The sequence below is a fragment of the Prauserella cavernicola genome (assembly GCF_016595675.1).
Classification (GTDB): domain Bacteria; phylum Actinomycetota; class Actinomycetes; order Mycobacteriales; family Pseudonocardiaceae; genus Prauserella_A; species Prauserella_A cavernicola.
Map to the genome: position 1 here is coordinate 386,191 of NZ_JAENJH010000003.1, position 21,573 is coordinate 407,763.

The 21,573-nt window shown below is 70.6% G+C and carries 20 protein-coding genes; 11 read left to right on the forward strand and 9 right to left on the reverse strand.

Going from position 1 to position 21,573, the window contains the following annotated elements; translation table 11 throughout:
- Positions 1-11 precede the first annotated feature (11 nt).
- Genes JHE00_RS15190 through JHE00_RS15200 form a run of 3 tightly spaced genes read left to right on the forward strand, consistent with a single transcriptional unit; the run spans position 12 to position 3,690 of the window.
- The gene (locus JHE00_RS15190) at positions 12-1,058 is read left to right on the forward strand and encodes a thiamine ABC transporter substrate-binding protein (protein ID WP_200318705.1); all 1,047 of its coding nucleotides are present in this window, start codon (positions 12-14) and stop codon (positions 1,056-1,058) included.
- Entirely contained in the window at positions 1,034-2,680 is a 1,647-nt protein-coding gene (locus JHE00_RS15195; protein ID WP_200318706.1) for an ABC transporter permease, read from the forward strand. The genes JHE00_RS15190 and JHE00_RS15195 overlap by 25 nt, the downstream gene beginning before the upstream one ends.
- Complete coding sequence (locus JHE00_RS15200) at positions 2,680-3,690, forward strand: ABC transporter ATP-binding protein (RefSeq protein WP_200318707.1); 1,011 nt, start codon at positions 2,680-2,682, stop codon at positions 3,688-3,690. Before JHE00_RS15195 ends, JHE00_RS15200 begins: the two co-directional genes overlap by 1 nt.
- Here JHE00_RS15200 and JHE00_RS15205 read toward each other — a convergent pair.
- From JHE00_RS15205 to JHE00_RS15215, 3 genes are read right to left on the reverse strand one after another with little or no spacing between them, the layout of a single operon-like run.
- Entirely contained in the window at positions 3,687-4,562 is an 876-nt protein-coding gene (locus JHE00_RS15205; protein ID WP_200318708.1) for an ABC transporter permease, read from the reverse strand. The genes JHE00_RS15200 and JHE00_RS15205 overlap by 4 nt on opposite strands.
- The gene (locus JHE00_RS15210; protein ID WP_200318709.1) at positions 4,559-5,548 is read right to left on the reverse strand and encodes an ABC transporter ATP-binding protein; all 990 of its coding nucleotides are present in this window, start codon (positions 5,546-5,548) and stop codon (positions 4,559-4,561) included. Before JHE00_RS15210 ends, JHE00_RS15205 begins: the two co-directional genes overlap by 4 nt.
- Complete coding sequence (locus JHE00_RS15215) at positions 5,545-6,597, reverse strand: LolA family protein (RefSeq protein WP_200318710.1); 1,053 nt, start codon at positions 6,595-6,597, stop codon at positions 5,545-5,547. The genes JHE00_RS15210 and JHE00_RS15215 overlap by 4 nt, the downstream gene beginning before the upstream one ends.
- A gap of 138 nt (positions 6,598-6,735) precedes the next feature.
- On the opposite strand from JHE00_RS15215, the gene JHE00_RS15220 reads away from it, so the two are divergent.
- The 4 genes from JHE00_RS15220 (at position 6,736) to JHE00_RS15235 (ending at position 9,567) form a co-directional block, all read left to right on the forward strand.
- Positions 6,736-7,440: a response regulator transcription factor gene (locus JHE00_RS15220; RefSeq protein WP_200318711.1), complete on the forward strand. Its 705-nt coding sequence runs from the start codon at positions 6,736-6,738 to the stop codon at positions 7,438-7,440.
- Positions 7,437-8,780: a sensor histidine kinase gene (locus JHE00_RS15225; protein WP_200318712.1), complete on the forward strand. Its 1,344-nt coding sequence runs from the start codon at positions 7,437-7,439 to the stop codon at positions 8,778-8,780. Before JHE00_RS15220 ends, JHE00_RS15225 begins: the two co-directional genes overlap by 4 nt.
- Before the next feature lie 11 nt (positions 8,781-8,791).
- Complete coding sequence (locus JHE00_RS15230; protein WP_307831952.1) at positions 8,792-9,199, forward strand: (deoxy)nucleoside triphosphate pyrophosphohydrolase; 408 nt, start codon at positions 8,792-8,794, stop codon at positions 9,197-9,199.
- A 68-nt stretch (positions 9,200-9,267) separates the two neighbouring features.
- Complete coding sequence (locus JHE00_RS15235; protein ID WP_200318713.1) at positions 9,268-9,567, forward strand: YciI family protein; 300 nt, start codon at positions 9,268-9,270, stop codon at positions 9,565-9,567.
- 12 nt (positions 9,568-9,579) lie between these two features.
- On the opposite strand, the gene JHE00_RS15240 is transcribed toward JHE00_RS15235, so the two are convergent.
- Positions 9,580-9,744: a hypothetical protein gene (locus JHE00_RS15240; RefSeq protein WP_200319400.1), complete on the reverse strand. Its 165-nt coding sequence runs from the start codon at positions 9,742-9,744 to the stop codon at positions 9,580-9,582.
- 181 nt (positions 9,745-9,925) lie between these two features.
- Between JHE00_RS15240 and typA the strand changes: the two genes are divergently transcribed.
- Positions 9,926-11,830, forward strand: coding sequence for a translational GTPase TypA (gene typA, locus JHE00_RS15245; RefSeq protein ID WP_200318714.1), 1,905 nt, complete (start codon positions 9,926-9,928; stop codon positions 11,828-11,830).
- A 257-nt stretch (positions 11,831-12,087) separates the two neighbouring features.
- The gene (locus JHE00_RS15250) at positions 12,088-13,905 is read left to right on the forward strand and encodes an ABC transporter family substrate-binding protein (protein ID WP_307831983.1); all 1,818 of its coding nucleotides are present in this window, start codon (positions 12,088-12,090) and stop codon (positions 13,903-13,905) included.
- Between the two features lie 62 nt (positions 13,906-13,967).
- Here JHE00_RS15250 and JHE00_RS15255 read toward each other — a convergent pair whose 3' ends face one another.
- The 5 genes from JHE00_RS15255 to JHE00_RS15275 form a co-directional block, all read right to left on the reverse strand.
- The gene (locus tag JHE00_RS15255; protein WP_200318716.1) at positions 13,968-15,017 is read right to left on the reverse strand and encodes an ABC transporter ATP-binding protein; all 1,050 of its coding nucleotides are present in this window, start codon (positions 15,015-15,017) and stop codon (positions 13,968-13,970) included.
- Positions 15,014-16,096, reverse strand: a complete 1,083-nt coding sequence (locus JHE00_RS15260) for an ABC transporter ATP-binding protein (protein ID WP_200318717.1) — start codon at positions 16,094-16,096, stop codon at positions 15,014-15,016. Before JHE00_RS15260 ends, JHE00_RS15255 begins: the two co-directional genes overlap by 4 nt.
- On the reverse strand, positions 16,093-17,025 hold the full coding sequence (locus tag JHE00_RS15265; protein ID WP_200318718.1) for an ABC transporter permease: 933 nt from the start codon (positions 17,023-17,025) through the stop codon (positions 16,093-16,095). Before JHE00_RS15265 ends, JHE00_RS15260 begins: the two co-directional genes overlap by 4 nt.
- The gene (locus JHE00_RS15270; protein ID WP_200318719.1) at positions 17,018-17,998 is read right to left on the reverse strand and encodes an ABC transporter permease; all 981 of its coding nucleotides are present in this window, start codon (positions 17,996-17,998) and stop codon (positions 17,018-17,020) included. Before JHE00_RS15270 ends, JHE00_RS15265 begins: the two co-directional genes overlap by 8 nt.
- 163 nt (positions 17,999-18,161) lie before the next feature.
- The gene (locus JHE00_RS15275) at positions 18,162-19,913 is read right to left on the reverse strand and encodes an ABC transporter family substrate-binding protein (RefSeq protein ID WP_200318720.1); all 1,752 of its coding nucleotides are present in this window, start codon (positions 19,911-19,913) and stop codon (positions 18,162-18,164) included.
- A 427-nt stretch (positions 19,914-20,340) separates the two neighbouring features.
- On the opposite strand from JHE00_RS15275, the gene mshB reads away from it, so the two are divergent.
- Positions 20,341-21,165 carry an N-acetyl-1-D-myo-inositol-2-amino-2-deoxy-alpha-D-glucopyranoside deacetylase gene (gene mshB, locus JHE00_RS15280; protein ID WP_200319297.1) on the forward strand — a complete coding sequence of 275 codons (825 nt, stop codon included), beginning with the start codon at positions 20,341-20,343 and terminating at the stop codon, positions 21,163-21,165.
- Entirely contained in the window at positions 21,162-21,572 is a 411-nt protein-coding gene (locus tag JHE00_RS15285) for a hypothetical protein (RefSeq protein ID WP_307831953.1), read from the forward strand. Before mshB ends, JHE00_RS15285 begins: the two co-directional genes overlap by 4 nt.
- Position 21,573 lies beyond the last annotated feature (1 nt).

The window sequence follows — 21,573 nt, forward strand, 5'->3', positions numbered from 1 at the left end:
AAGGAGGGTTGATGAGGTTCCTTCGAGCGGCGACCGCTCTGGTTCTCGCCGCGACGACAGCGGGCTGCACCCTGACCGCGGGGGAGGACGAGCAGTCCGAGGGGCCGACGACCGTCCGGCTCGCGACGCACGACTCGTGGGCGGCGCCGCAGGAGGTGCTCGACGCCTTCGAGCAGCAGTCCGGCATCCGCATCCAGGTCACCAAGCAGGGCGACGCCGGCGCGCTGACCAACAAGCTCGTGCTCAGCAAGGCCAACCCGGTCGCCGACGTGGCCTACGGCGTGGACTCCACCTTCGCCTCGCGCGCGCTCGCCGAGGACGTGTTCCAGCCCTACACCAGCCCGGAGGCCGACCGGGGGCCACAGCGGTACTCGATCGATCCGCGGCACCGGCTCTCCGCGGTCGATGTGGGCGACGTGTGCGTGAACATCGACACCGAGTGGTTCTCGGAGCGGGACCTGCCGGAACCCGAGACGTTCGACGACCTCGCCGACCCGCGCTACCGGGGACAGCTGGTGGTGGAGAACGCCGCGACCTCGTCTCCGGGGCTGGCGTTCCTGCTCGCCACGGTCGCCCGCTACGGCGAGCAGGGCTGGGCGGACTACTGGCAGCGGCTCAAGGACAACGACGTGCAGGTGGTCAGCGGCTGGACCGAGGCCTACACGCAGGAGTTCTCCGGTTCGTCGGGACAGGGGCCGAAGCCGATCGTGGTGTCGTACGCGTCGTCGCCCGCCGCGGAGATCGGTGACGACGGTGAACCGCGCACCAAGGCGCTGCTCGACACGTGTTACCGGCAGGTCGAGTACGCGGGCGTGCTCGAGGGGACCGAGAACGCCGAGGCGGCGGGCAAGGTGGTGGATTTCCTGCTCTCGCAACAGTTCCAGACGACGGTGGCCGACAACATGTACGTCTACCCGACGCGCGACGGCGTCGCGCTGCCCTCCGGCTGGGCCAAGGCGGCTCCGTTGCCGGAGGACCCCGCGTCGCTGCCCGGCGAGCAGGTGCAGGCCGGACGTGAGGGATGGATCGAGCAATGGCGCGGGCTGATCGAGGGCTGACGCTGCGCGCACGGGCGCGTGGTTCGGCCGCGGGAGTCACGCTGCTCGCGGTGTTGCCCATCGCGTTCCTCGCCGTCTTCTTCGCGTGGCCGGTCGTGGCGATCCTGCGGCTGGGCTTCGCCGACGGCGGTGTCGCGACGGCGCTGGCCCAGTCGCAGACCTGGGAACTGGCCGCGTTCACCGTGGCGCAGGCGGCCGCGTCCACCGTGGTCGCCGTGCTCGCGGGCTTTCCCGTCGCGTTCCTGCTGGCGCGTGTGCGCCTGCGCGGGGCGGGACTCGTGCGCACGTTCGTGCTGGTGCCGTTCGTGCTGCCGACCGTCGTGGTGGGGCTCGCGTTCAAGGCGTTGTGGCCCGACGGCGGCGTGTTCACGATCGTGCTGGCCAACGCGTTCTTCAACGTCGCCGTGGTGGCCCGCACCGTCGGCGGGCTGTGGGCACACCTGGACCGGCGTGGCGAGGACGCGGCGAGGGCCCTCGGGGCGTCGCCGTGGCGGGCGTTCCGCTCGGTGACCCTGCCGGCGCTCGCTCCGGCCGTCGCGTCGGCGGCCGCGGTGGTGTTCCTGTTCTGCGCCACCAGTTTCGGCGTGGTCCTCATGCTCGGTGGTGCCCGCTACCGCACGCTCGAGACCGAGATCTACCTGCGGACCGTGAACCTGCTCGACCTCTCCGGCGCCGCCGCGCTGTCGATCGTGCAGCTGGTGGCCGTGCTCGCCGCGCTGGCGATCGGCGCGCTGGCCCGCAGGCGCAGGGAGACCGCGGTGCGGCTGCGCGCCAAGGGCGAGACGGCCCGCAGGCCGGAGGGACGCGAGTGGTGGGTGGTCTCCGCCGCGTTCGGCGTGCTCGCGCTGCTGCTGGTGCCGATCGCGGCGCTGGTGGTGCGGTCGTTCGCGACCCGCGACGGCTGGAGCCTGGCGGGTTATCGCGCGCTGTCCACGGGTGGCGAGAACGGCACGCTCGACGTCAGCGGCTGGGACGCCGCGCTCAACTCGCTGCGCACGGCGTCGGACGCGACGATGCTCGCGCTCGTCGTTGGCGTGCTCGCCGCGACGACGCTCGTCGCGTTGCGGCGCGCGCCGGGGCGCGGTGCGCGGGCGGCGGGCGAGGTGATGGACGCGGCTCTGATGCTGCCGCTCGGCGTCTCGGCCGTGACGGTCGGCTTCGGCTACCTCGTGACGCTCGGGGACCTGCCGTGGGATCTGCGCACGTCGCCGTTGCTCGTGCCGTTCGCGCAGGCGCTGGTGATCATCCCGCTCGTGGTGCGGATGGTGCTGCCCGTGCTGCGGTCGGTGGACGAACGCCTGCGCCAGGCCGCCGCGACGCTCGGCGCGAGCCCGGCCCGGGTGTGGCGCGAGGTCGATCTGCCGCTGGTCGCGCGGTCGCTCGCGGCGGCCGCCGCGTTCGGCTACGTGGTCGCGCTGGGCGAGTTCGGCGCCACGAGTTTCCTCGCCAGGCCGGACGCGCCGACGCTGCCGGTGGCCATCGGGTCGCTGGTGAACAGGCCCGGCGAGCTGAACAGCCAGATGGCCTACGCCGCGTGCACGTTGCTGATGCTCGTGACGGCGCTCGTGGCGATGCTGATCGAGCGGCTGCGCGCACCGCAGGCGCAGGTAGGGGAGTTCTGATGCTGACGGTCGAAGGGCTGAGCGTGACCTACGGGTCGTTCGAGGCCGTGCGCGACGCCGGCCTGGAGATCGCCGACGGCGACGTGCTGGCGCTGCTCGGTCCGTCCGGTTCCGGCAAGTCCACCCTGTTGCGGGCGATCACCGGGCTCGAACCGGCGGCCACCGGCTCGGTGCGCTGGGACGGAGCCGACCTCGGGCGGGTTCCGGTGCACCGGCGCGGTTTCGGGCTCGTGTTCCAGGACGGGCAGCTCTTCCCGCACCGCGACGTCGCCGCCAACATCGCGTTCGGCCTCCGCATGCACGGCACCGCCAAGGCCGAGCAGCGGAAGCGGGTGCGTGAGCTGCTCGCGCTCGTCGGCCTCGCCGGGTACGAGCGGCGCAAGGTCACCGAGCTCTCGGGCGGCGAGGCACAACGTGTGGCGCTGGCGAGGGCACTCGCGCCGGGGCCGAGGCTGCTGCTGCTCGACGAGCCGCTGTCGGGCCTCGACGCGGAGCTGCGCGAGCACCTCGCCATCGACCTGGCGCACGTGCTGCGGCGGGCCAAGATCACCACCCTGCTCGTGACCCACGACCAGGAGGAGGCGTTCACGCTCGCCGACCGGATCGCGGTGCTCGACGCGGGCCGGATCCAGCAGCTCGGCGACGTGCTCGACGTGTGGCGCCGCCCGGTGGACGAGCGCGTCGCGCGGTTCCTAGGCGTCACCACGGTGCTGCCAGGCGACGCCGCGAGCGGAGTGGTCACGTGCGCGCTCGGTGAGGTGCGCGTGCCGTGGGCTTCCGACGGCCCGGTGTCGCTCGGCCTGCGTCCCAACGCCGTCCGCGTCGCCGCCGACGGCGCCGGGGCCGAGGTACTGGCCGGCGTGCACCGGCGCGACCACGTCCGGCTCTCGGTCCGACCCGATGCGGGCCCCGAGCCGCTGGACGCGATCGCGCCGATGTCCGAGCCCGCGCGGGCGGGCGACCGGGTGCGCCTGGTGCTCGATCCCGACGGCGTCGCCGTGCTCGGCTAACCGTCCTTGGTGCTCAGCTTGGCGTAGGCGATCGACAGTGCGATCACGATGTAGCAGGCCGCGCGCAGCGCCCCCTCGGCCAGCCCACCGGTCGGCATCGGGTCGCGCAGCACGTCGCCCAGCGCCAGCCAGGAGTCGTTGAGCAGGAACGGATGCAGCCACTCGAGCGCGTCGAGCAGTTGCAGCACCGAGAACACGATCACGCCGCCCAGCACGGAGGCGAGCACCACCATCGGATGCTCGGTCCACGCCGAGATCGCCAGCGCCACCGCGCCGATAGCCCACAGCTGCAGCGCGACCCAGCCGGCGGCGATGGCCACCTTGAGCAGCGCGGCGGGCAACGACAGCGTCGAACCCGACAGCGTCACCAGTCCGTCGGTGCCGTTGAGCACGAAGCCGGTGAGCACTCCGGTCGCCGCCATCACCAGCACGGCCGACAGCGCGAACGTCGCGACGCCGAGCGACTTGACGAGCAGCAGTCTGCCCCTGCTCACCGGTGCGAGCAGCCAGCCGCGCAACGTGCCGTGTGCGGTCTCGCCCGCCAGCGCGTCGGAGCCCGACATCGCCGCACTGAGCGGCAACAGCAGGTTCAGCGCCATCGCGAGTGTGGCGATGGGCAGTACGAGCGCATTGCCCGCCGCCGTGGCGAGCAGGGACGCCCCGTCACCGCCACCGCCGCCCGGACCGGCGGAGCCGACGAACGTCAGCGCGATGCCGACGATCACCGGGATCGCGGCGAGCAGTCCCAGCACCACCAGCGTGCGTGGCCTGCGGTAGATCCAGCGCAGCTCGGCGCGCACCAGCCTGCCCAGAGTGGCGTGCGAGCGCCGCGCGACCGGTGCGGGCGCGAGCGTGGTCGTCGCGTCGGTCATGACCCGTCCTCCTCGTCGGGCTCCTGGGTCAGCCTGGCGAACAGGTCCTCCAGACCGGTGCGGGCTCGGCGCGCCTCGTGCACGTCGACACCGGCGTGCACCAGTGCGGCGATCACCTCGGGAGGCGTGCAGGCGGTCAGATCCACGCGCACGCCTTCGGGAGCCAGTCGCGACGGGATCCGGCTGGCCCGCAACGCCTCCATCGCCGCTGTTCCGTCTGTTGTGGACACCAGCAGCGCGGGTGATCCGGACTCCAGCAGCTCGGCGAGCTCGCCCTGCGCCACCACACTGCCCGCGTGCAGCACGGCGACGTGCGTGCACGTGGCCTCCACCTCGGCCAGCAGGTGCGACGACACCAGCACGGTCACCCCGGCCGCGTGCAGCTCGGAGATGATCGTGCGCACCTCGCGCGTGCCCGCGGGGTCGAGCCCGTTGGTCGGCTCGTCGAGCACCACCATGCGCCGGGGCACCAGCAGCGCCCCGGCGAGCCCGAGCCGCTGCTTCATGCCCAGCGAGTACCCCCGGTAACGCCGGTTGGCCGCCGCGGCGAGACCGACGCGCTCCAGCGCCTCGCCGACCGCGTGCGGGATGTCGCCCGTCGCCAGCCGGGGCTCCGCCGCCGCCATGCGCAGCAGGTTCTCGCGTCCGGAGAGAAACGGGTGGAAGCCGGGGCCCTCCACGAGGGCGCCGACGTCGGGCAGCGCGTGCCCCGCGTGCTCCGGCACGGCGTGCCCGAGCAGGCTGACCGTGCCCGCGGTCGGCCGGACGAGCCCCAGCAGCATCCGGATCGTCGTGGTCTTTCCCGACCCGTTCGGGCCGAGCATGCCCAGCACCGCACCCTCGGGGACGTCGAGATCGACGTGGTCCACCGCCACCGTGCGGCCGTACAGCTTGCGCAGCCCCCTCGTCTGCGCAGCCAGCGCCGCGGCGGGTGTGGCCGCCCCCTCGGGGGCGACCACATCCGTTGCCGTTGTCGACGTGCTCACCGCGTGCCCAGTGCCTCTGTCAGCACCTGCTGCGGCACGGCGCCGACCGCGAACCGGCCGTCATCGGTGATCAGCGCGGTGCCGACCTTGGTGCTGACGACGTAACCGGAGCCGAACTCGCCCTGGACCCGCGTGCCGAACTGGTCGAGCAGACCGCGAGCGTCGGGACCGTCGGAGTCCGGCCTCCGGTCGAGCGTCTCGGGGGGCACGGATCCCACGTAGACGCTGTCCCAGCCCTCGCCGGTGACCTCGCCGGCCGGCTTGTCGGGCAGCTGTTCCGGCTTGTTCCTCGGCTGCGAGTCGGTGACCTCGGCGCCCTGCGGCGGCGAGAATTCGAACAGGTCCGCGGGCTGCGGGCCGAAGTCGATGTCGGTGAACCCGATCTGCAACGCGGGCTCGGTGGTGCCGTTGGTCAGCACCGACATGCGCAGCGGCAGGCGGTTCTCCGCGTCGACCGCGATCCGCACCTCGCGCAGCAGCGTGCGCTCGGTCGGCTTCGGCGTGAGCACCAGCTCGTAGGCAGCGCGGTCAGCCACCGTCGCCGTGCCGTCCACGGCCACGGTGCTGCTCTGGCGCACGTAGTCGAGCATGGTCGCCGCCGCCGACGACGGGTCGGCCAGCTCGTCCTGGCCAGCTGCCTTGTGCTTGCGCTCGGCGTTCTCGGGCAGGGTCGTCTTGGTCGCGGTGTTGTCGGCGGCGTCGTAGCTCCAGGCGGTGCCGCCGTTCTGCACCAGCGTGACCTCGCTGCCGTTCTGCTCGAGCGCGATCCGGCTGGCGTGGTCGCCGTCGTGGTAGACCCGGGCCGACTCGACGTTGAGCATCGCCATGCCCGGCATCGCGGGCAGACCGAGGTCGTTGTCGATCGCGACGTTGCCGGAGAGCGCGGGCGGGTCGGCCTTCAGCACGGACTCGACCAGCTCCTGCGCACTGACCGACGGGAGCTCCGGTGCCTCCCCGGCCCCGGCCGGCATCGCCATGATGCCCAGCCCGATGGCCCCGGCCGCGGTTCCGGCGACGGCGACGGTCACTGCTCTTTTCTTCGGGTTCACTGCCCCTCCAGTGGTCGATGTAAGTGTGCCCCGTTTTCCGTCACCGAGACTGCTCGGTGCGTACTGAGATCGTCCTGAGATGCTGAGAACGGGCTGAGAGCACGCGCATCGCGCGCCCGAAAACGGCATGCTGAGAGCGTGAGACCTCGAGTACTGGTCGTGGACGACGAGCCCGGCGTGCGCAAGGCCCTGCAGCGGGGCCTCACCGCCGAGGGCATGGACGTGGTCACCGCCGCGGACGGCCCCGGGGGCCTGCGGCTGGCTCAGACCGGTTCCTTCGACGCACTACTGCTCGACATCATGCTGCCTGGCCTGTCCGGCTACCGCGTGCTCCAGCACCTGCGCGCGCAGGGCGTGCACACACCGGTGCTGCTGATCTCGGCCAAGGACGGCGAGGTCGACCAGGCCGACGGTCTGGACCTCGGCGCCGACGGCTACCTCGTGAAGCCCTTCTCGTTCGTGGTGCTCGTCGCCCAGGTGCGCGCGGTGCTGCGCAGGGCGGCCGCGCAGGGCGCGCGCGGGCCGCTGCGCATCGGCGGGCTGACGGTGGACCGGGCCGCGCGGGAGGTGCGCTGGCGCGACGACCCGGTGGCGCTGAGCCCGAGGGAGTTCGCGCTGCTGGAGGTGCTGGCGGGAAGGGCGGGCACGGTCGTGACCAAGGACGAGTTGCTGCGCGCGGTGTGGGGCGACGAGCAGGCCGCCACCCGCAACGTCGTCGAGGTGTACGTCGGATACGTGCGGCGCAAGCTCGACGCCGTCGGCGCGGGCGCGTTCGTCCGCACCGTGCGCGGGCACGGCTACGTCGCGTCCGACCCCGAGGTCGACCAGGTGATCACGAGTTGACTTCCTCGCCGCGCCGCTGGTGGCTGCGGCGGAGTCTGCGCTTCCGGATCACCCTCGTCACCACCACGATCACGCTGGCCCTGCTCTTCGGGCTGGCCGTGCTCGCGGGCAAGGCACTCGGTCCGCTGCTGGTGAACTCCGTCGACGCCGAGCTGCGCAACGCGTTGTCCACGGCGAGCGCGACCGTCGAGGCGGGCAGGGCTCCGAGCGCGCCCGAGGGCATCGACGTGCGCGTGCTCGACACCGCGGGGGCGCCGGTGGACGGCGACGGGGCCGTGCGACTCGACGAGCAGGACGTGCGAGCGCTCAAGTCGGGCCTGCCGGTGAGCAACAGGTTCACGGGCGAGGTCACGACCACGGTGCGCTGGCTCGGCTCGGTGGTGGTGACGCCGGACGGCATGCCGCGGCTCGTGGCCGTGGGCACGCCGATGGTCGGGTCGGAGGCGGCGAAGGCGGACGGCTCGCGCTGGCTGCTGCTCGTGGCGCTCGTCGGCGCGCTCGCCGCGACGCTCGCGACGTGGCTCGGCGTGCGGTCCGCGCTGCGGCCCGTCGGCCGGATGCGGCGCTCGGTGAAGGACCTGCCGCAGGGCCGCAGACTGCCGCTGCCGGAGGCGCACGACGAACTGCGCGCGCTGGCGTCGGACTTCAACGCCCTGCTGGCCAGGCAGGAGGAGGCCAGCGAGCGGTTGCGCCGGTTCACCGGCGACGCCGCGCACGAGCTGCGCTCGCCCGTCGCCTCCATCAGGGTGCAGGCCGAGGTCGCGGTGACCAACCCCGATCCCGAGCTCTCGCAGGAGACCCTCGGCGACATCCTCGAGGAGTCCGAGCGGCTCTCGGCGCTGCTCGACGGCCTGCTCGCGCTGGCCCGCTCCGACGCGGGCGAGGTGCCGCCCGCCGAACCGGTTGAGCTGGTCACCGAGGCCAGGGACGCGGTGGCGAGGCTGCCGGCGGGCTCGCCGTCGGTGCGCGTGAGCGCGGTGGTGCCGCAGGCGTGGGCGCTCGCGACCCACGCCGAGGTGGAGCTGGTGCTGAACAACCTGCTGCGCAACGCCTGCCGCTACGCCGAGGGCCAGATCGTGGTGTCGGTGCTGGCGTCGCGGGCCCGCGTGCGCGTCGTGGTGGACGACGACGGCCCCGGCGTCGCTCCTGAGCACCGCGAGCACGTCTTCGACCGCTTCTACCGGGTGTCCGACGACCGGGCGCGCACGTCGGGCGGCAACGGGCTGGGCCTGGCGATGGTGGCCGAGGCCGTGCGCAGGCGCGGCGGCAGGGTCACGGTGGGGGAGTCGCCGGACGGCGGCGCGCGGTTCCAGGTCAGCTGGCGGCGGCACGCACGCTAACCTCCCGGCTCGTGGACCCCGTTGTGATCGTCGGAGCCGCCATCGTCCGCGACGGCACCCTGCTCGCGCAGCAGCGCGCCTACCCGAGCGAGGCGGCGGGACTGTGGGAACTGCCAGGCGGCCGGGTGGAGCCCGGCGAGCGGGAGGACGCCGCCGTGCGCAGGGAGTGCGCGGAGGAGCTCGGCGTCGCCGTCGAGGTGGGTGCCCGGGTGGGTGCCGACGTGCCGCTGCCGGGAGGCAAGGTGCTGCGGATCTTCGCGGCGGAGCTCGCCGATCCTGCCGTGCGGCCACGGGCCGTGGAGCACCGTGCGCTGCGCTGGGTGGCACCGGACGCCGTGGCCGGACTCGACTGGCTGCCCGCCGACCGGATCCTGGTCCCCGACCTCGAACGGCTGCTCGGATTCACCGGATCGGGTTGATCGTTTACGCAGGTCAGAGGACTTTTTCGAAAGGCGGTCGAAGCAGTTCGAGGCTTACCATCGTGGACATGTATGTCGTGCTGGTCACCTACACCGCGCCCCTGACGGAGATCGACTACGCGCTTCCCGACCACGTGGAGTGGGTCGCGAAGCAGTACGACCACAACCACCTGCTGGCCTCGGGGCGCAGGGACGTGCATCTCGGCGAGGTGCTGATCGTCAGGCCCATGTCCCGGCTCAAGCTCGACGCGATGCTGGCGGCGGACCCGCTGGCGCTCGCGCATCTCGCGCACTACGAGGTGACGGAGTTCGCGGCGACGCGGACGTGTCCGGAGCTGCGGATGCTCAACGAGGCCATCCCGCACTGAGCGGGATCGTGCTCACGCGGCCTTGGCGATGTCTGCCTTGGCCTTCTTCAGTGCGAGCACGGGACATTTCTTGCACCGTGGCTTCGACTTGCAGCACTTCTTCTTGACCTTGCCGTTTTTCATCAGCTTGCGGACGACCGCCTTGGGGTCGTCGCCGGCCCCGTGCTTGCTGCCCACAGATCACTCTCCACGACGGGTGCTTTCCTGCGCCCCAGGTTAGGTGAGGCTACCCTAGATCGAGGTGTGGCGCTGGGCACAATTGTGCCCCGAGTACTCTTGATACGACCACCGCTGGCCGTCTGCGCGCCCGAGTGCCGGTGGTCACCCCCAGTTTCTCGTCCAACACAGGAGCCGACGCGTGCCTGCAGTCACCGCCGAGAAGGTCCGGACGGACCTCCGAAACATCGCGATCGTGGCACACGTCGACCACGGCAAGACGACCCTGGTCGACGCCATGCTCCGGCAGTCCGGTGCCTTCACCGAGCGTGCCGAGCCGGTCGACCGGGTCATGGACTCGGGTGAGCTCGAGCGCGAAAAGGGCATCACGATCCTCGCGAAGAACACCGCCATCCGCAGGCAGACGCCCGACGGTCCGGTGACGATCAACGTCATCGACACCCCCGGCCACGCCGACTTCGGCGGCGAGGTCGAGCGCGGTCTGGCCATGGTCGACGGCGTGGTGCTGCTGGTGGACGCGAGCGAGGGCCCGCTGCCGCAGACCCGCTTCGTGTTGCGCAAGACGCTGCAGGCCGGCCTGCCGGTGATCCTGGTGGTGAACAAGGTCGACCGCTCCGACGCGCGCATCGCCGAGGTCGTCGAGGAGACCCACGACCTGTTGCTCGACCTCGCCTCCGACATCGAGGACGCGGACCTCGACGCGGTGCTCGACCTGCCGGTCGTCTACGCCGCGGCCCGCGACGGCAAGGCCAGCCTGGAGCAGCCCGCCGACGGCGAGGTGCCCGCGAGCGACAACCTCGACCCGCTCTTCGAGGTCCTGCTGAACCACATCCCGGCGCCGACCGCGGACCCCGAGGCCCCGCTGCGCGCGCTGGTGACCAACCTCGACGCGTCGAGCTTCCTCGGCCGGATCGCGCTGGTCCGCATCCACGGCGGCAAGCTGCGCAAGGGCCAGAACGTGGCCTGGCTGCGCGAGGACGGCTCCGCCCAGTCCGTGCGCATCTCCGAACTGCTGGTCACCGAGGCCCTCACGCGTGTTCCCGCCCAGGAGGCGAGCGCGGGTGACCTGGTGGCCATCGCCGGCATCCCGGACATCACCATCGGCGACACCCTCGCCGACGTCGAGCACCCCGAGCCGCTGCCGAGGATCACGGTGGACGAGCCCGCGATCTCGATGACGATCGGCGTCAACACCTCGCCGATGGCGGGCCGGGGTGGCGGCGACAAGCTCACCGCCCGCATGGTCAAGTCGCGGCTCGACTCCGAGCTGATCGGTAACGTCAGCATCCGCGTGCTGCCCACCGAGCGCCCGGACTCATGGGAGGTCCAGGGCCGTGGCGAGCTCGCGCTGGCGATCCTCGTCGAGCAGATGCGCCGCGAGGGCTTCGAGTTGACCGTCGGCAAGCCTCAGGTCGTCACGCGCACCATCGACGGCAAGCTGCACGAGCCGTTCGAGCGGCTCTACGTCGACGCGCCCGAGGAGCACATGGGCGCCATCTCGCAGCTGCTCGCCTCCCGCAAGGGCCGCATGGAGCAGATGGACGGGCACGGCACCGGCCGCATCAAGCTCGAGTATGTGCTGCCCGCGCGCGGCCTGATCGGCTTCCGCACCGACTTCCTCACCGAGACGCGCGGCACCGGCATCGCCAACCACGTGTTCGAGGGCTACTTCCCGTGGGCGGGCGAGATCCGCACGCGGCACAGCGGCTCGTTGGTCGCCGACCGCTCTGGCCCGATCACCAGCTACGCGATGCTGCAGCTGGCCGACCGCGGCACGTTCTTCGTCGAGCCGGGCGCCGAGGCGTACGAGGGCATGGTCGTGGGCGAGAACCCGCGCGCCGAGGACCTCGACATCAACATCACCAAGGAGAAGAAGCTCACCAACATGCGGTCGTCGACCGGTGACGAGCTGGAGCGCCTCGCCCGCCCGCGCAAGCTGGGCCTGGAGGAGGCGCTGGAGTTCTGCGCGGTCGACGAGTGCGTCGAGGTGGCACCCAAGGTGGTCCGGGTCCGCAAGGTGACGCTCGACATCTCGCAGCGCGCCAAGGAGCGTTCGCGGGCCAAGAGCCGCGACCAGAACGCCTGACGTCGAGGTCGGTTCCCGGAGGCTCTCCGGGAACCGTGTGGTCGCATCATGCGTCCCCCAAGTAGCGGTACCTGATCCGGTACCTGGGCTTGACGTCCGGTCTGGCAGGCTCGTATGCGGCCTCCGCGACAGCGCGGTGCCGCACCTCGAGTCGGCGGTGCGGGCGACGCCGACCGATGCCGAGCACGACCGTTCGACGATCAGGGGGCTGCGTGCACGCGACTGGCGCACCATCGAGGGCGCGACCGTTGGCGCTCGTGTTCGCGCTGGTGGCGGTGGTGCTCGCGGCGTGCACCAACACTCCGCCGCCGCCCGTCGTGAGCTCGCCCGTCGCGGAGACGTCGACGCCGGAGGCCGAGACCCCGTCGCAGATCGTGGTGAGCCTCGACGAGATCGGCGGCGGCTACAACCCGCACAACCTCGCCGACCTCTCGCCGGTGACGTCGGCGCTCGCGCAGATGCTGCTGCCCTCGGTGTTCCGGCCCGCGGACGACGGCACGCTCGAACTCGACGAGAACCTCATGGTCTCGGCCGAGGTCACCTCGGAGGACCCGTTCACGGTCTCGTACGAGATCCGGCCCGAGGCGTCGTGGTCCGACGGCGCGCCGATCGCGGTGGAGGACTTCGCCTACCTCGCCGACGCGATGAAGAACCAGCCCGGTGTCGCCGACGCGGCTGGCTACCGGCTGATCACCGGCATCCAGCCCGGCGCGGGCGGCAAGAGCCTCGACGTGACGTTCGCCGAGCACTACCCGGGCTGGCAGACACTGTTCGACAACCTGATGCCCTCGCACCTGCTCAAGGACGCGCCGGGTGGCTGGCAGGGCGCGCTGCTCGACAGCTTCCCCGCCTACGGTGGCCCGTTCTCGATCAAGACGCTCGACAAGGAGCGCGGCGAGATCATCCTGGAGCGCAACGAGCGCTACTGGGAGAAGCCCGCGGCCGTCGACCGGATCGTGCTGCGCAGCTCGGACCAGGCCGGCATGGTGGCCGCGCTGCGCTCCGGCAATGACCAGCTCTCACTCGCCACCACCGACGCCACCGGTCTCGAGCTGTTCCACGGCCTCGGCGAGGACGTCCAGCTCCAGACCGTCGCCCGGCCCTACCTGGCCACCACGTTGCTGCGCCCGGTCGGTGCGCTGGCCGACGACCAGGTGCGCGCCGGGGTGGCCGCGCTGATCGACCGCGACAAGCTCATCGCCGAGGGCACCCGCGGCGGCCCCTCGGAGGACCTGCGGGCCGGGGCGCACGTGCGGCCACCGTCTTCGGACGACTACCGCCCGACCATTCCCGGCTCCGGTTCGCCCCGCAAGCCCTCGCCGAACAAGGCGGAGCGGCTGCTCGGCGCGGCCGGGTTCACCCGCGAGGCGGGCACGTGGGCCAGGGAGGGCACGCCCCTGTCGCTGGTGATCGCCTCGCCCGGCCAGCAGGAGCCGTACGCGAGCATCGCGCAGGAGCTGAGCAGGCAACTGACCGCGGCGGGCATCGAGGTGACCACGGTGAACCCGCCCGCGCGGGAGCTGTTCAACTCGGCGCTGCCGACGCCGGTCGACAGCGCGACCGCGCCGGAGGACACCGAGGAGCCCCAGCCGGGCGCCGAGGACGGTGCCGAGGGGACCGACGGCACCGAGACACCGCAGCCGCCCGAGAGCTCCGAGACCACCACGACACCGGCGCCCCCGCCGACGAGCGGCAACGTGGCTGTGGACATCGCCGTGGTGCCGCAGCCGGTGAGCAGCGACCCCGCCTCGACCCTGGCCTCGAACTACGGCTGCCCGCCCGGCTGGGACGACGAGCCGGAGGCCGACCAGCCGCCCGAGGCGGCCGTCACCACGGCCGCGTTCTGCGACACGGTGCTGCAGCCGACCATCGACGCCGCACTGACGGGCGCCGAGCCACTGCGCGACAGCCTCGCCACGGTGGAGCCGGCGCTGTGGCAGAGCAACGTGGCGATCCCGCTGTTCCAGCTTGCCGACACCATCGCGATCGGCAGCACCGTCTCCGGCGTCACGCCGGGCGCGCCGATGGCGGGCCCGTTCTCCAACGCCGTCGACTGGATCCGCGCGCCCCGCTGACCCCCTGACGACACAGGCCCCGGGAGTCCGACCCTGGACTCCCGGGGCCTGTGTCATGCGGCTCAGATCAGCTGGGCCGCCTCCGCGTAGTGGCACGCCGAGGGGTGGCCGTGACCGCGGTCGATCAGCTCGGGCACCTCGTCGACGCACTTCGTGCGCTGACCGTCGCTGAGCTGGTTCGCGAACTTCGGGCAGCGGGTGCGGAACCGGCAGCCGCTCGGCGGGTTCGCCGGGCTCGGCACGTCACCGGTGATGACGATGCGCTGCCGGGTGCGCTCCTTGCGCGGGTCCGGCACCGGGATCGCCGAGATCAGCGCCTGCGTGTACGGGTGTGCGGGCTGCTCGAACAGCTGCTCCGCCGGCGCGATCTCCACGATCTTGCCGAGGTACATCACCGCGATGCGGTCGGCGACGTGGCGCACCACAGAGAGGTCGTGGGACACGAACAGGTACGACAGACCCAGGTTCTCCTGGAGGTCCTCCAGCAGGTTCAGCACACCGGCCTGAATGGACACGTCCAAAGCGGACACCGGCTCGTCGAGCACGAGCACCTTCGGCTCCAGTGCGAGCGCCCGCGCCACACCGATGCGCTGGCGCTGGCCGCCGGAGAACTCGTGCGGGAACCGGTTGCCGTGCTCCGGCCGCAGGCCCACGGTGGCCAGCAGCTCGCGCACGCGCTCCTTGCCGCCGTTCTCGTAGAGGCCGTGGATGCGCAGCGGCTCCGCCACGATCTCGTTGACCGGGATGCGCGGGTCCAGCGACGCGTACGGGTCCTGGAACACGATCTGCAGACTCCTGCGCAGGCGCCGCATCTCCCTGCGGGCCAACGTGTTCAGGTTCTGTCCTTCGAACTCGACCTCACCGGACGTGGCCGGCTGCAGGTTCAGCACCACGCGAGCGGTGGTGGACTTGCCGCAGCCCGACTCGCCCACCAGGCCGAGCGTCTCGTTCGGATAGAGGTCGAACGAGACACCGCACACCGCGTGGACGTCGCCGATCCGGCGCCGCAGCAGCCCGCCGCCGTGCACGGGGAAGTGCTTGACGATGTCGCGGGCGGAGAGCACGGGGGTGCGGCTGGTCGTTGACTCGACCTCGAGAGCCGTCTCGGTCATTCGATGACCTCTCCTTCGGTCGCACCGGCGGGCAGCGGGTCCTCCGCGTTCGGCCGGAACAGGTCGGCGGGCTCGTGGCCCTCAACCCGGTAGCTGAAGTGGCACGCCGCGAGGTGCCCGGAGTCCGACCCGGATTCCAGGTCGGGCTCCTCCTGGTCGCAGATGTCGTCCGAGAGCGGGCACCGCGGGCTGAACGGGCAGCCGGGCGGCATGTTGATCACCGAAGGCGGGGAGCCCGCGATCGGCGTGAGCCGCTCGGTCTTGACGTCCAGGCGGGGCAGGCTGCCCAGCAGGCCGAGGGTGTAGGGCATCCGCGGGGTGTAGAACACCTCGTCGGCCGTGCCCTTCTCCACCGGCTTGCCCGCGTACATCACCATCACGCGGTCGGCCTGACCCGCGATCACACCCAGATCGTGGGTGATCAGGATCATCGCCGCGCCGGTCTCCTTCTGCGCGGTGCGCAGAGCATCGAGGATCTGGGCCTGCACCGTGACGTCGAGCGCCGTCGTCGGCTCGTCCGCGATGATCACGTCGGGCTGGTTGGCCATCGCGATGGCGATCACCACGCGTTGCCGCATCCCGCCCGAGAGCTCGTGCGGGTAGGACTTCGCCCGCTGCTCGGGGTTGGGGATGTGCACCGTCTCCAGCAGCTCGATGGCCTGCTTGTGAGCGGCCTTCTTGCTGATGTCGTTGTGCACCAGGATGGTTTCGGCGATCTGGTCGCCCACGGTGTAGACCGGGTTCAGCGACGTCATCGGGTCCTGGAAGACCATCGAGATGCCCCTGCCGCGGATGCGGGAGAGCTGCTTGTCGGTGGATTCCAGTAGCTCGTTGCCGTTGAACCGCACCGAGCCGGAGACCCTGGCCGTCTTGGGCAGCAGGCCCATCACGGCCAGCGACGTCACCGACTTGCCCGAACCGGACTCGCCGACGATCCCGAGTACCTCGCCCCGGCGCAGCTCGTAGTTGACGCCGCGGACGGCCTCCACCAGACCTTCGTCGGTGGGGAACTGGACGGTCAGGTCCTCCACCTCGAGGACGGTGTCGCCCGCCGTCGTAGTGGGGTCTGTGGGGGTCATGCGCGTACCTTCGTCTGCTGGGGGTCGAACGCGTCGCGCAGCCCGTCCCCGATGAAGTTGATCGTCAGCGCGATCAGGATGATGAACAGGCCCGGGAAGTAGAACAGCCAGGGCCGCGTCGACACCGCGGTCTGGTTCTGGCTGACGAGCAGGCCGAGCGAGGTGTCCGGCGGCGTCACGCCGAAGCCGAGGAACGACAGCGACGTCTCGATCAGGATCGCGATGGCCACCAGCACCGTGGCGTTGACGATCACCGAGCCGAGCGCGTTGGGCACCAGGTGGCGGAAGATGATCCGCGAGTCGGAGGCGCCGAGCGCCCTGGCCGCCTCGATGAACTCCTTCTCCCGCAACGAGAGCACCACGCCGCGCGCGACACGCGAGACGTAGGCCCAGTAGAGACCCGCGATCACGACGGCGATGAGCCACCACGAGCCGCTGGTGTTGTGCGCGAGCACCGCGGCGACCGCGAGCAGCGGCAGCGTGAGCACGAGGTCGGCGATGCGCATGAGCACCGTGTCGACCCAGCCGCGGTAGAAGCCGGCCACCGCGCCCCAGATCGTGCCGATCACCGTGGCGAACACCGCCACGAGCACGGCGATGCTGATCGAGATCTGCGTGCCGCGCAGCACCTGCGCGAAGCTGTCGTGCCCGATGGCGTCGGTGCCGAACGGGTGCTCCCACGACGGCGGCTGCGAGTTGGAGCCGGTGAGGTCTTCGACGCTGTACTTCCACAGCCAGCCGCCGACGAAGGCCAGCAGCACGATCAGGATCAGCACGATGAGGCTGCCGACGGCGAGCTTATGCTGCAGGAACCGGCGCAGCACCAGCTGCGCCTGACTGCGCTCGGCGACGGTGAACTCGCGCTCGACGCGGGTCCGCTTCTCGGGTGTCTGGGTCGTCGCGGACGACAGGTCACTGTTGTCAGGCATAGCGGATCCTCGGGTCGAGCACACCGTAGAGCAGGTCGGCGACGAGATTGAGCACGATGATGACGGTCGCCGAGATCACGAGCCACGCCATGATCGCGTAGACGTCGTCGCGCGAGATGGCGTCGAGCAGGAACGTGCCCGCCCCCTGCCACTGGAACACCTTCTCGGTCACGACGGCGCCCGAGATGATGGAGCCCAGGTCGAGCGCGGTCACCGTGGTGAGCGGGATGAGCGCGGTGCGCAGCGCGTGCTTGCGCATCACCTGGCCCCTGCGCAGGCCCTTGGCCCTGGCCAGCCGCACGTAGTCGCTGCCCAGCACCTCGAGCATCGCGGCGCGCTGGAACCGGCTCCAGGCCGCGAACGACAGCAGCGCCAGCGAGACCGTCGGCAGGATCATGTGTCCCGCGATGTCGAGCACCTTGTCCCAGGCGCCGCCCGCGACGTACACGGAACTGTCGCCGATGGTGTAGAGCACTTGCTCGCCGACGGCGTTGTTGAAGTTGATGCCCGCTTCCTTCAGCAGGATCGCGAACCAGAAGGTGGGCATCGCGAGGAAGAGGAAGCCGACGAAGGTGAGTGTGTAGTCGACGCCGGAGTACTGCTTCACGGCGCTGACCACGCCGGCGACGATCGCGAGGATCAACGCGAGCAGCATCGCCAGGAACACCAGGCGCAACGTCACGCCGTAGCGGTTGATCACCTCGGTGCCGATGTCGAGCGTCGACTCGGTCGACGGGCCGAAGTCACCTCGGAACAGCCCGGTGAGCCAGTTCCAGTACCGCTCGAAGATGGGCTGGTCGAGGTGCAGGCGGATCCGCTCCGCCTCGATGGTCTGTGGTGGGGGTGGTGGGCTGATCGCGAGGAACTTGTTGAGCGGGTTTCCCGACAGCACCGCCATCAGAAAGACGACGAAAGTCGACGCGATGAAGATGGGCACCGAAATCAGCAGTCGGCGCAAGGAATAGGCGAGCATGGAGGTCTTCCTGCTGTGAACGGGTCAGCGAGCGGCGCGCCGCTCGTGGCGGTACCGCCGATCAGAGTACGTTCTTGATCTTTTTTTCGCCCGACGGGGAGGCCGCCCGGGAACAGGCGGCCTCCCCTGTCGAATCGTGGATCAGTGAGTCCGTGCGAAGGCGTCAGCCCGCGCGAACGCCCCACTCGCCGATGTTGTAGACCGGCCCGTCCAGCGTGGAGTTGTTGCGGACGTTCGCCAGGTTGTCGTACGCGGCGATGAACGTCGGCTTCTGGTACAGCGGCAGCACGTAGGCGTCCTCGGCCATGATGCGGTTGGCTTCGTTGACCTTGCCCAGCGCGTCCTGCCGGTCCGTCTCGGCGGCCGCCTCGTTGAGCAGGCGGTCGACGTCGGGGTTGCTGTAGTTACCGAAGTTGTTGCCCTGACCCGTGGTCCAGTTCTGGACCGCGTTGGCGAACGGGTACGGCGAGGCGACCCACGCGAACAGCATGATGTCGTACTCACCGCTCTCGAGCGTGCCACCGAGGTCGTCGGTCGGCGAGACGTTGACGGTCACGCCGAGCTGCTTGGCGGCCTGGGCGAACAGCTCGCTCGAGTCCTGACGGATCTGGTTGCCGGTGGTGTAGCGGACGCTCATCTCCGGGATCGGCTGGCCGTCGGGGTCGATCAGACGGTTGTTCTCGATCTTGTAGCCGGCGTCGGTGAGGATCTTCTTGGCCGCCTCGACGTCACCGGTGCCCTGACCGGTCTCGCTGATGACGTCCTCGTAGCCCTCCTGCTGCGGCATGAAGTTGTTGCTGTTGAGCGGCTCGACCTTGTCGGTGAACTGGCCGACGGTGCCGTCGATCAGCGCCTGCCGGTCGACGACGGTGAACAGCGCCTGGCGCAGCGCCTTGTCCTTCAGCACCTCGTTGTCGAGGTTGAAGTCGAAGTGCTCCCAGGTGAGGCCGAGGCCGACGTAGGAGGACACGTTCGGGATGTTGCGCACCTGGTTCACGAGGTCCACCTGCGGCTGCGGGTAGATGACCTGGACCTCGTTGTTCTGCAGGGCGGTCGGCTCCTGCGCGGCGTCGGTGATGATCCGGAAGATCACGCGCTCCAGCTTGGGCTTGTCGCCCCACCAGCGCTCGTTCGGCACCAGGGTCAGCGAGCGGTTCTTCTCGAAGTTCTCGATCTTGTACGGGCCGGCGGAGTAGGTCGGCACGTTGGCGCCGAACCAGTCGAACGCCGACTTCAGACCCTCAGGCGTGTTGAGGTCGCCGTGCTCCTTGGCGATGTGCGCGGGGTAGATCGGCTGGCCCGACTCCCACAGCTGCTGCCAGTCGGTGAACGGCTTGTCGTAGGTGACGGTCACGGTCTTGCCGTTGTCCGAACCCTCGACCGTGCGCACCTGGTCGTACCCGGCGGTCGTGGCGACCGCGCACTCGGGGCAGTCCTTGCCGTTCTGGGTCTTCCAGACGTAGATGAAGTCCTCGGCGGAGACCGGGGTTCCGTCGGACCAGACCGCTTCCTGCTTGATCTTGTAGACGATCGTCTGCGGGTCGGTGTTGGTCTGCTCGGCCGACTCCAGCAGGTCCTCGTTCATCGTGAACTTGAGGTCCGGGTTGCTGAGGTAGGTCGAGGGCAGCACGCCCTTGAGCGCCATCCCGGATTCGAAGACGTTGCCTTCGGAGGAGTTGAGGTTCCAGTTGGCGATGTCCTTCTCCAGCGCCATGGTGACCTGGCCGCCGTCCTGCAGCTGGTCGGCGGGGCTGGAGTTGCACTCGTTGGGGTTCGCATCGCACTCGGCGAAGATCTGGCCGGTCTGGCCGCTTCCATCGCCTCCCCCGTCGCCGCCGCTGCACGCGGACAGGACAAGCGCCGCCCCTGCGACGAGCGCGGCCGCCCGCGCCGCGCCTGACTTACTTCTCAACATTGATTCTCCTTGCTGGACGCCATCGGGGTTCGAGGCGATCTCTCCCCTTACCGGTGAGCCGTCGATGTGATCGAAGGTGCTCGCCGTAACCGTGCACGCTAAGCACAATCGCGGCGACGGTGCCGCTTCGGACAGCGATCGTGATGCAACGGTGATTACCCAACGATTACTCCGAACGAGTGAAACGAAGCATAGCTACGCGCTGGAGTGTTACTGACTGTTGGTTGGCCATCCGCTGCCTTCTCACCACCTCGACATGGCGCAATGCGTGACGCGGGGAGAATAGCCCAGGGATCCCGGCATGTGGACACGACGAAAGAACTAAATGCCAATCGGTGACCTTTTGGCAGCCGTTCGGTGAACCGGCTAGCCCGTTGGGTCCAGTCCGATCGCCGCCTCGCGTCGCCCGTAGGCTGGCGGCGTGAGGCTGCTGCTCGTGCACGCGCACCCTGACGACGAGAGCATCACCACCGGTGGCACCATCGCGCGCTACGCCGCGCAGGGTGCCGACGTCACGGTGGTGACCTGCACTCTCGGCGAGGAAGGCGAGATCATCCCGCCCGGTCTGGACCAGCTCGGCTCCTGGGCCGGAGACCAGCTCGGTGGGTACCGCGCCTCGGAGCTCGCCGCGGCGGGGGCCGCGCTCGGCTGGAGCGCGCACCGGTATCTGGGTGGAATCGGCCGCTGGCGGGACTCCGGCATGGCGGGCACCCCGGCCGCCGAGCATCCTCGTGCCTTCGTCGGCGGCTCGGCCGAGGAACAGGCCGAGCAGTTGCTCTCCGTGTTCGACGACCTCCGGCCCGACGTCGTCGTCACCTACGACTCCTTCGGCGGCTACGGCCATCCCGACCACATCCGCGCCCACGAGATCACCACGGCCGCGGCGCGCAGGGCCCGGTCCGTGGTCCGCGTGTTCCACACGGTGTCCTCGGCCGCGGCGACGGCCAAGGGCCTCGCGGAGCTGCGCGCGGCCGGCGACAAGGTGCCGTTCCGGGTCGCCGACGACGGCGAACTGCCCACCGTGCCCGACGAGCGGATCACCACGACCGTCGCGATCGACGACCACGTGGGGCACAAGCTCGCCGCACTGCGCGCCCACGAGACGCAGGTCAGCGTGAGCGGAGCGGGCGCGGCCTGGTTCGCGCTGTCCAACGACATCGCGCAGCCGGTGCCTGCCGCCGAGTACTTCGTCCTCGCGCACGGCCCCTCGGAGGGCGCGGAGACCGACCTGTTCGGAGGGCTCTACTCGTGACCCTGCCCTCTCGCGCCGTCGACTGGGCGCTGTTCGTGCTGCTCGCCGTCGACGCGGCACTGCTGGCCCTGCTGGAGTTGTTCTTCCTGCCCCTGCGCCTCGACGGTCTGATCCTGCCGGAGCTGGGTGACGCGCCACTGCCGGTGAGCGCGCTCGTGGCGGCCGTGACCACGCCGCTGCTGGTGTTGCTGGCCGCCAGTCTGGGAAACCGCAGGCTCGGGATCGTGCCACTGGCGGTGTGGATCCTGACGCTGCTCGTGGTGGGCGTGCAGGGCCCCGGCGGCGACATGGTGCTGCTCGTCGACTGGCGTGGCCTGGTGCTGCTCGCGGCAGGTGCGCTGCCCGCCGCGCTGGTGCTCGGCGGAACGCTGGGCAAGCGTGCCCAGGACGCCGGGAAGGTGGGGTGAG